Raw genomic sequence first — 7,669 nt, forward strand, 5'->3', positions numbered from 1 at the left:
AAGGTGCGTCCGAACTGCATGGTCAGGCCTCCGGGGCTTCGAACTTCGAGGTGCGCCGCATCCCGGCCGCCCGAGTCGCCCCGCACCCCCGTCCCTTGCACCCGTTGGCCCGGCCACCGGTCGCGGGCGCCGAGCACCGGACCACGGTGACGGGGATCTCCTCCGCCGGACGTCGTTCGTCGGGCACTGTGGTGCGGTCGGGGGACACCTCCACTGCCGTACGACCGAGCGAGATGCCATGACCGCGACCACCGCAGCCGCCGAACGCCTCCACCACTCCCTCCGCGCACGTCGCGCCCGCACCGGTGGCCCGGGGGAGGGGGGACCGAAGGTCCTCGAACACGTCCTCGGCTGGACCCTCGTCGTCGTGCTCGCCCTCTTCGTCACCCGGGCCGGACTCATGTGACCCGCGTGGGCGGGCGGCCTCCACGGAGAATGATCACGGTCTCGCGTAACCGGTGACGGGGGCGCCCCGATCGGGCATACTCGACGCGCCACAGCCGTTGACCGGCGTCTTCCGCGACCCGGAAGGGCAGGATCGGTTGGGCACGTAACCACCTGTGCCGGGCTCAGCCCGGACCACTCGGCGACGCGGCCCCCACCCCGGGCCCGTTCGCCGTCACGCCCGACAGGGAGGAGAGCGCCGTCATGCCCGACCGAGCCCCGCAACCGGTGGAACGCCGTCTGCCCACCGAGGAATCCCGGCAACTGCTCACGCTGGTACGCGACATCGTCGCGAACGAGATCGTGCCCCGGGCGGCCGACGAGGAGGAGGCGGGCCACTTCCCGCGCGAACTCTTCACCCTCCTCTCCGCATCGGGCCTGCTGGGCCTGGCGTACGACTCCGGCTACGGCGGCGGGGACCAGCCGTACGAGGTCTACCTCCAGGTCCTGGAGGAACTGGCCGCCGCCCGGCTGACCGTGGGACTAGGCGTCAGCGTGCACTCCCTCGCCTGCCACGCGCTCGCCAACTACGGCACCGAGGAGCAGAAGAAGGCGCACTTGCCCGCGATGCTCTCCGGTGGGCTCCTGGGCGCCTACTGCCTCTCCGAGCCCGCGTCCGGCTCCGACGCGGCCTCGCTGCACACCAGGGCGGTACGGGACGGCGACGACTGGGTGCTCACCGGCACCAAGGCGTGGATCACCCACGGCGGCATCGCCGACTTCTGCACGGTGCTGGCCCGTACCGGCGCCGAAGGCCCCCGGGGCATCACCGCCTTCCTGGTCCCCGCCGACGCCGAAGGGCTCAACGCGGCGGCCCCCGAGCGGAAGATGGGCATGAAGGGATCGCCCACCGCACAGCTCAACTTCGACGGCGTACGGGTGCCGGACGGCCGCCGGATCGGCGAGGAGGGCCAGGGCTTCGCCATCGCGCTCTCCGCGCTCGACTCCGGCCGCCTGGGCATCGCTGCCTGCGCGATCGGCGTCGCCCAGGCCGCGCTGGACGAAGCCGTCGGATACGCCACGGACCGGCGGCAGTTCGGGCGTCCGATCGCGGACTTCCAGGGGCTGCGCTTCCTGCTCGCGGACATGGCGACCCAGATCGAGGCCGGCCGTGCGCTGTACCTGGAGGCCGCCCGGCTCCGCGACGCCGGGCAGCCCTTCTCCCGCCAGGCCGCCATGGCGAAGCTGTTCTGCACGGACGCGGCCATGCGCGTCACCATCGACGCCGTGCAGGTGCTGGGTGGGTACGGCTACACCCGGGACTTCCCCGTCGAACGCCTGATGCGGGAGGCCAAGGTACTCCAGATCGTGGAAGGCACCAACCAGATCCAGCGGATGGTCATCGCCCGCCACCTCGCCGGCCCCGAATCGCACTGATCCGCTGCGGCAGCGTCGACCACACCGGCGCCGAAACGATCCGGGTCCACTCCTGGTCGTGACGGCCCGGCAGGGTGCGCCCCGAGCCCTCCCAGTCGCGGAGCAGCGCGACGTAGATGGGGGATTCGGAAGGCGGTATTGCGGGCCGGGGCTGCGCGGCGGGCGGTAAGTCCCCGCCTTCCGTGCCCGCGTGGAAGGCCGTGCCCGCGTGGAAGGCACCTCCCTCAGTCCCCGGGTGCGGAGTACCCGCACCGGGGGCTGCCGTGGCCGCGCCGGGTTCCGGTTTTCGACGGAGCGGTGCCGTGGGCCGGGGAACCGATTCTTCGGAGGGCGGGGCGACGAGACGGCGACGACCGGAGCCCGCCGTGGTGTCCGGGATGGTCATACCGGACCAACGCCGGGGGCGCCGTCGGGTCACTGTACGAGCGATGCGGGCGGGTGTTCGAGGCGGGTCGCCCGCCGGGACCCGCACCACGTCGGCGACGCCGTCGCGGTGCGCGGGGCACGGTTCTCCGACTCAGGCGGCGCGACGCATCTGCGGCATGCGCATCGGGCGCGAACCGGGACCCCCGGCGTGCGAGAACGGCTGCATCCGCCAGTCGAGTCCCTGGGGGAGCGTCAACAGGAGCGCGGTCTCCTGCTCCTGCACCTCCAGGGTCTCGTCGGCGGGCTCCGCCTCGGCGGCGCTCCGGCCCGTACCGGCGCAGACGGTCAGCACGAACGGGTTCCAGGGGGTGGGGCAGAGCGCGTGCTCCGGGAAAACGTCCTCGTCGGCGAGGAGCGCGATCGGCTGCTCGCAGTCCGGGCAGAAGACCCGGTACATCTCAAAGGTGTCGTACGCGTCGGACAGGCTGTCCTCGTCCGTATCGACGGGCTCCGGTTCGCTGTGACCGGTGAGCTTCAGGCTCTGCATGGGAAGTCCCCCCTCAGTGGGCCGGTGAGGCGCGGTGGCCCCGACCACACCAAGCACTTCCCGCCGTGACTCCGCTGTAACCGCCACCCGGGTCGACAACAGGCGGTAAACATGTGGCCTTGGTCACATGCCGCCCGCAGGTGCCCTTTCCGGCCTCTCCGGGCCGCTCCGCGAGGGGTTCGAAGAGGGGCCGCGAAATCCTTCCGGGCCGGCGAAACACGGCACGCACACACGCCACTTCGCCTGAATCGTCCAGCTGTGTCCGGCGCGGGAGCGGCTCGTCCGCCCCGTCGCCCCCGTCCCGTCCGCCGTGTGCCGGGCCCGCCGGGCGCGCAGTGGGACTTTGCGGACCGGACCAGGGGCAATAGGTTGACCGCATGGAGGAGCTGGACCGTCAGATCGTGGAGTTGCTCGTCAAGGACGGGCGGATGAGCTACACCGACCTGGGCAAGGCCACGGGCCTGTCCACATCGGCCGTTCATCAGCGTGTCCGCAGGCTGGAGCAGCGCGGGGTGATCCGGGGCTACGCCGCGGTCGTCGACCCGGAAGCCGTCGGCCTGCCCCTCACCGCGTTCATCTCGGTGAAACCGTTCGACCCCAGCGCTCCCGACGACATCGCCGAGCGGCTCGCCGGCGTGCCCGAGCTGGAGGCCTGCCACAGCGTCGCCGGGGACGAGAACTACATCCTCAAGGTGCGGGTGGCCACCCCGCTGGAGCTGGAACACCTGCTCACCCGCATCCGCTCGCTGGCCGGCGTCTCCACCCGGACCACCGTGGTCCTGTCCACCCCGTACGAGGCACGCCCCCCGCGTATCTGACCAGGTCGCCCGGGGACGCGCGCCGGGGTGCGCCGCGCGCTTTCGGGAGGGGCGCGGACCACCGTCGCCGGGGCACGCGGGAGACTGGTCCCATGACCGAGAGCACCGCCCCCCAGAGCGACCCCGAACACCGCACCGTGCTGCTGCGCGGTGGAGACGTCCACAGCCCCGCCGACCCGTTCGCCACCGCGATGGTCGTCGAACGCGGGCACGTCGCCTGGGTGGGCTCCGAAGGGGCCGCCGACGCTTTCGCGGGCGGAGCCGACGAGATCGTCGATCTGGAAGGCGCCCTGGTCACCCCCGCCTTCACCGACGCCCACGTGCACACCACCTCCACCGGCCTCGCGCTGACCGGGCTCGACCTGTCGGGCGCCCGGAGCCTGGCCGAGGCGCTGGACCTCGTCCGCGCCTTCGCCGACGGCCGGCCCGCCGACGCCGTCCTGCTCGGCCACGGCTGGGACGCCGCGCGCTGGCCCGGGCACCGGCCCCCGTCGCGCCGCGAGCTGGACGAGGCGGCCGGCGGCAGGGCCCTCTACCTGACCCGCGTCGACGTGCACTCCGCGGTCGTCACCACGGCCCTCCTCGACCGTGTCCCCGGGGTCACCGCGATGGACGGGTACCGCCCCGACGCCCCGCTGACCGGCGACGCCCACCACGCGGTGCGCGCCGCCGCGCACGCCACCGTCACCGTGCGGCAGCGCGCCGACGCCCAGCGCGCCGCCCTGCGGCACGCCGCCTCGCTCGGCATCGGTACGGTCCACGAGTGCGGCGGCCCCGAGATCTCCGACGAGGACGACTTCACCTCGCTGCTGGCGCTGGCCGGCGCCGAACCCGGCCCCCGGGTCGTCGGACTCTGGGCCGAGCACGTCGAGGACGAGAAGGGCGCCGCGCGCATCCGTGAACTCGGCGCGCTCGGCGCGGCGGGAGACCTCTTCGCGGACGGTTCGCTGGGTTCGCACACCGCCTGCCTGCACGAGCCCTACGCCGACGCCCCGCACACCGGCTCCGCCCACCTGGACGCCGCGCGGATCGCCACCCACGTCGCGGCCTGCACCGAGGCGGGCCTCCAAGCGGGCTTCCACGCCATCGGCGACGCCGCGATCACTGCCGTCGTGGACGGCATCCGGGCCGCCGCCGAACGGGTCGGCCTGGCCCGCGTCCGGGCCGCGCGCCACCGCGTCGAGCACGCGGAGATGCTCACCCCCGAGACGATCGCCGCCTTCGCGGAACTCGGCCTGACCGCCTCCGTGCAGCCCGCCTTCGACGCGGCCTGGGGCGGCGAGGACGGCATGTACGCCCGGCGCCTGGGCGCGGAGCGGGCCGCCACGCTCAACCCCTACGCGGCGCTGCTGCGCGCGGGCGTGCCCCTCGCCTTCGGCTCGGACAGCCCGGTCACCCCGCTCGACCCGTGGGGCACCGTGCGGGCCGCCGCCTTCCACCGCAACCCGGAGCACCGGATCTCGGTACGCGCCGGATTCACCGCCCACACCCGGGGCGGCTGGCGGGCGGCGGGCCGCGACGACGCCGGAATCCTGGTGCCCGGAGCGCCGGCCGACTACGCGATCTGGCGTACCTCCGAACTGGTCGTCCAGGCGCCCGACGACCGGGTCGCCCGATGGTCCACCGACCCCCGCTCCGGCACCCCTGGCCTGCCCGATCTCTCTCCGGGGGTCGATCTCCCGGTCTGCCTGAGCACCGTCGTGGGCGGACGGAGTGTCTACGTACGCCCGAACGAGTGACGAGCCGGTTTTTCCGTACCGCCGATCGATGGGGGAGTGGTCGCACGCGACCTGCGGATCTTCGGCGCTGACCAGGCGATATGAGGCAACTTCGCAGGTCGGACCGTTGTTGACAGAAAGCGGTCATCGGCCGGTAGGTTCGGCCGGGTCCACCACAGGACGTCCACCGGTCGAACCTCCATGCAGTCGTCGAACGCCGCTGGGTCACGGGGTGGTGAGCCGTACCGGCCCACCGTCACTGACAGCCAGGTTCAGCGCCCGCGCCTCGGGGGCGAGGGAAGGTTTCACCGGTCGACGGGTGCGACCCGGGTGGGGCCCGGACGTTCAGTAGACAACGGCTTTCGGTCGACCCGCAGCCAGCGGGCGCCAGGTCGGCCCGAAGGGCGCCGGGCCCCGATCCGCAGACCTGCGGGGCGCGGGCGGGAGCCCCGGCGCGGGCATCCTCGGACCGTGCGGCGGTCACGTGCCGTCCCTCGCCGATGATCTGTCCCCACTTCCGTGGTTCTGTCCGGCAGCCCGTGCCGCTTCGGGCGGCCGGGGCGCCCGGAGGGTGCCGCGCGGTCGATATGGTGTGCACCTGCGCACGGATCTTTAAGGGGCAGTTAGTGAACGACGGCGGTCAGCGGCGGTACGACCCGCTCGGCAGAGTCCTGGTGATCATCCCGACCTACAACGAGGCCGAGAACATCAAGCCGATCGTCGACCGGGTGCGTTCCGCCGTCCCGGAGGCCGACATCCTGGTCGCCGACGACAACAGCCCCGACGGAACCGGCAAGATCGTCGACGAGATCGCGGCCGAGGACACCCAGGTGCACGTGCTGCACCGCAAGGGCAAGGAAGGGCTGGGCGCCGCCTATCTGGCCGGTTTCGGCTGGGGCGCGGAGCACGGCTACGGCGTTCTCGTCGAGATGGACGCGGACGGCTCGCACCAGCCCGAGGAACTGCCCCGCCTGCTCACCGCCCTCAAGGGCGCCGACCTGGTCCTCGGCTCGCGCTGGGTGCCCGGCGGCCGGGTGGTGAACTGGCCCAAGAGCCGGGAGGTGATCTCCCGGGGCGGCAGCCTCTACTCGCGGCTCGCGCTCGGCCTGGACGTCCGCGACGTGACCGGCGGCTACCGGGCGTTCCGTACCGACACGCTCATGGGGCTCGGCCTGGACGAGGTCGCCTCCCAGGGGTACTGCTTCCAGGTCGATCTGGCCCGCCGCGCGGTGGAGGCCGGATTCCACGTGGTGGAGGTGCCGATCACCTTCGTGGACCGGGAGGTCGGCGACTCCAAGATGAGCCGCGACATCCTCGTCGAGGCACTCTTCCGGGTCACCGGATGGGGCATCACCGCCCGGACGAACAAGGTCGCCGACAAGGTGCTGGGCCGCAAGCCCGCCCGCCCGGACGACACAGCGGCCCCGGCCTCCCCGGGCCGGGCGGATTCGGCGATCGACGCCGCCGACGGCGCCCCGGCCTCCCCGGGCCGGGCCGAGCCGGAAGCCGAGGCCGACACCGCCCCGGACGCCGGGGCCGGCCGCGCACCCGTCCCCTCCGCCGACACCCCGCCGGACGCCGATCCGTCCTGACGCACGTCCGGCCCGGGACCGGGACGCCCCCGGGCCGAGCACCCCGCCCGTGCCGCTCGTACCGTCGTACAGGCACACTGGGGGCATGACGACCGGCACACCGCCCCCGAACCGTCCCCGGCGCTCGCGCGTCCGCAGATTCCTGCCGCTGGGCATCGTCGCCTGGCTGGTGCTGGAGATCTGGCTGCTGATCCTGGTGGCCGACGCGGCCGGCGGCTTCACCGTCCTGCTGCTTCTGGTGGCGGGCTTCGTGTGCGGTGCGGCGGTGGTCAAGAAGGCCGGACGCCGCGCCTTCTCCAACCTGACCGAGACCCTCCGGCAGGCCCCCGGGCAGCCCGGTGCGGAAGAGGGGCGGCCGGAACCGCAGCCGGCGGCCCGGGGGAACGGCTTCCTCATGCTCGGCGGAATCCTGCTCATGATTCCCGGCATGCTCTCCGACCTGGCCGGCCTGCTGCTCCTGGTGCCGCCCGTCCGTAAGGCGCTCAGCGGACTCACCGAGCGGGCACTGGAGCGCCGGATGCGCGCCGCCTCACCGGGGAGCCTCTCCGGGGCCTTCCATCAGGCCCGTATGCACCGTCCGGACGGGAAGGTGGTCCAGGGCGAGGTCATCCGTGAGGACGGCACGCAGCCGCCCCGGCGCGGCGACGACGGGCCGCAGGGCCCCCGGCCGCCGCTGACCCGCTGACCCGCTGACCCGCCGAGAAGCCCGCCCCTGGGACGAGACGGCCCGGAGCCGATGGGGGAACCGAGCGGCATGACCGCCGCGCAGCCCACGTCCTCCAGCTTCCGTGCGAGGACCGGGTCGCC

At 73.4% G+C, this 7,669-nt stretch carries 6 protein-coding genes and 2 pseudogenes; 6 read left to right on the forward strand and 2 right to left on the reverse strand.

The window, feature by feature from the left end; translation table 11 throughout:
• Window positions 1-238 precede the first annotated feature (238 nt).
• Window positions 239-406: an SCO1431 family membrane protein gene (locus ACWD3D_RS30260; RefSeq protein WP_451463947.1), complete on the forward strand. Its 168-nt coding sequence runs from the start codon at window positions 239-241 to the stop codon at window positions 404-406.
• Window positions 407-648: 242 nt separating this feature from the next.
• Entirely contained in the window at window positions 649-1,821 is a 1,173-nt protein-coding gene (locus ACWD3D_RS30265) for an acyl-CoA dehydrogenase family protein (protein WP_451463948.1), read from the forward strand.
• A 517-nt stretch (window positions 1,822-2,338) separates the two neighbouring features.
• Here the strand turns inward: ACWD3D_RS30265 and ACWD3D_RS30270 are convergent.
• On the reverse strand, window positions 2,339-2,734 hold the full coding sequence (locus ACWD3D_RS30270) for a hypothetical protein (protein ID WP_451463949.1): 396 nt from the start codon (window positions 2,732-2,734) through the stop codon (window positions 2,339-2,341).
• Window positions 2,735-3,111: 377 nt separating this feature from the next.
• On the opposite strand from ACWD3D_RS30270, the gene ACWD3D_RS30275 reads away from it, so the two are divergent.
• The 4 genes and pseudogenes from ACWD3D_RS30275 to fxsA all read left to right on the forward strand — a co-directional run bounded on the left by ACWD3D_RS30275 (window position 3,112) and on the right by fxsA (window position 7,547).
• Window positions 3,112-3,552: an Lrp/AsnC family transcriptional regulator gene (locus ACWD3D_RS30275; protein WP_014044761.1), complete on the forward strand. Its 441-nt coding sequence runs from the start codon at window positions 3,112-3,114 to the stop codon at window positions 3,550-3,552.
• A 92-nt stretch (window positions 3,553-3,644) separates the two neighbouring features.
• Window positions 3,645-5,291: an amidohydrolase gene (locus ACWD3D_RS30280; RefSeq protein ID WP_451463950.1), complete on the forward strand. Its 1,647-nt coding sequence runs from the start codon at window positions 3,645-3,647 to the stop codon at window positions 5,289-5,291.
• Between the two features lie 605 nt (window positions 5,292-5,896).
• Window positions 5,897-6,667 (forward strand): annotated as a pseudogene (locus ACWD3D_RS30285) (polyprenol monophosphomannose synthase); the annotation flags it as partial.
• Window positions 6,668-6,947: 280 nt separating this feature from the next.
• Entirely contained in the window at window positions 6,948-7,547 is a 600-nt protein-coding gene (gene fxsA, locus ACWD3D_RS30290; RefSeq protein ID WP_451463951.1) for an FxsA family membrane protein, read from the forward strand.
• Between the two features lie 41 nt (window positions 7,548-7,588).
• Here fxsA and thiG read toward each other — a convergent pair.
• A pseudogene (gene thiG, locus ACWD3D_RS30295) lies at window positions 7,589-7,669 on the reverse strand (thiazole synthase); the annotation flags it as partial.

The organism is Streptomyces sp. NPDC002690 (genome assembly GCF_053592415.1).

Excerpts from the sequence above, each read along its gene's own strand:
- ACWD3D_RS30260 (WP_451463947.1), top strand. The coding sequence starts at position 239 with ATGACCGCGACCACCGCAGCCGCCGAACGCCTCCACCACTCCCTCCGC.
- ACWD3D_RS30265 (WP_451463948.1), top strand. The coding sequence starts at position 649 with ATGCCCGACCGAGCCCCGCAACCGGTGGAACGCCGTCTGCCCACCGAG.
- ACWD3D_RS30270 (WP_451463949.1), bottom strand. The coding sequence starts at position 2,734 with ATGCAGAGCCTGAAGCTCACCGGTCACAGCGAACCGGAGCCCGTCGAT.
- ACWD3D_RS30275 (WP_014044761.1), top strand. The coding sequence starts at position 3,112 with ATGGAGGAGCTGGACCGTCAGATCGTGGAGTTGCTCGTCAAGGACGGG.
- ACWD3D_RS30280 (WP_451463950.1), top strand. The coding sequence starts at position 3,645 with ATGACCGAGAGCACCGCCCCCCAGAGCGACCCCGAACACCGCACCGTG.
- fxsA (WP_451463951.1), top strand. The coding sequence starts at position 6,948 with ATGACGACCGGCACACCGCCCCCGAACCGTCCCCGGCGCTCGCGCGTC.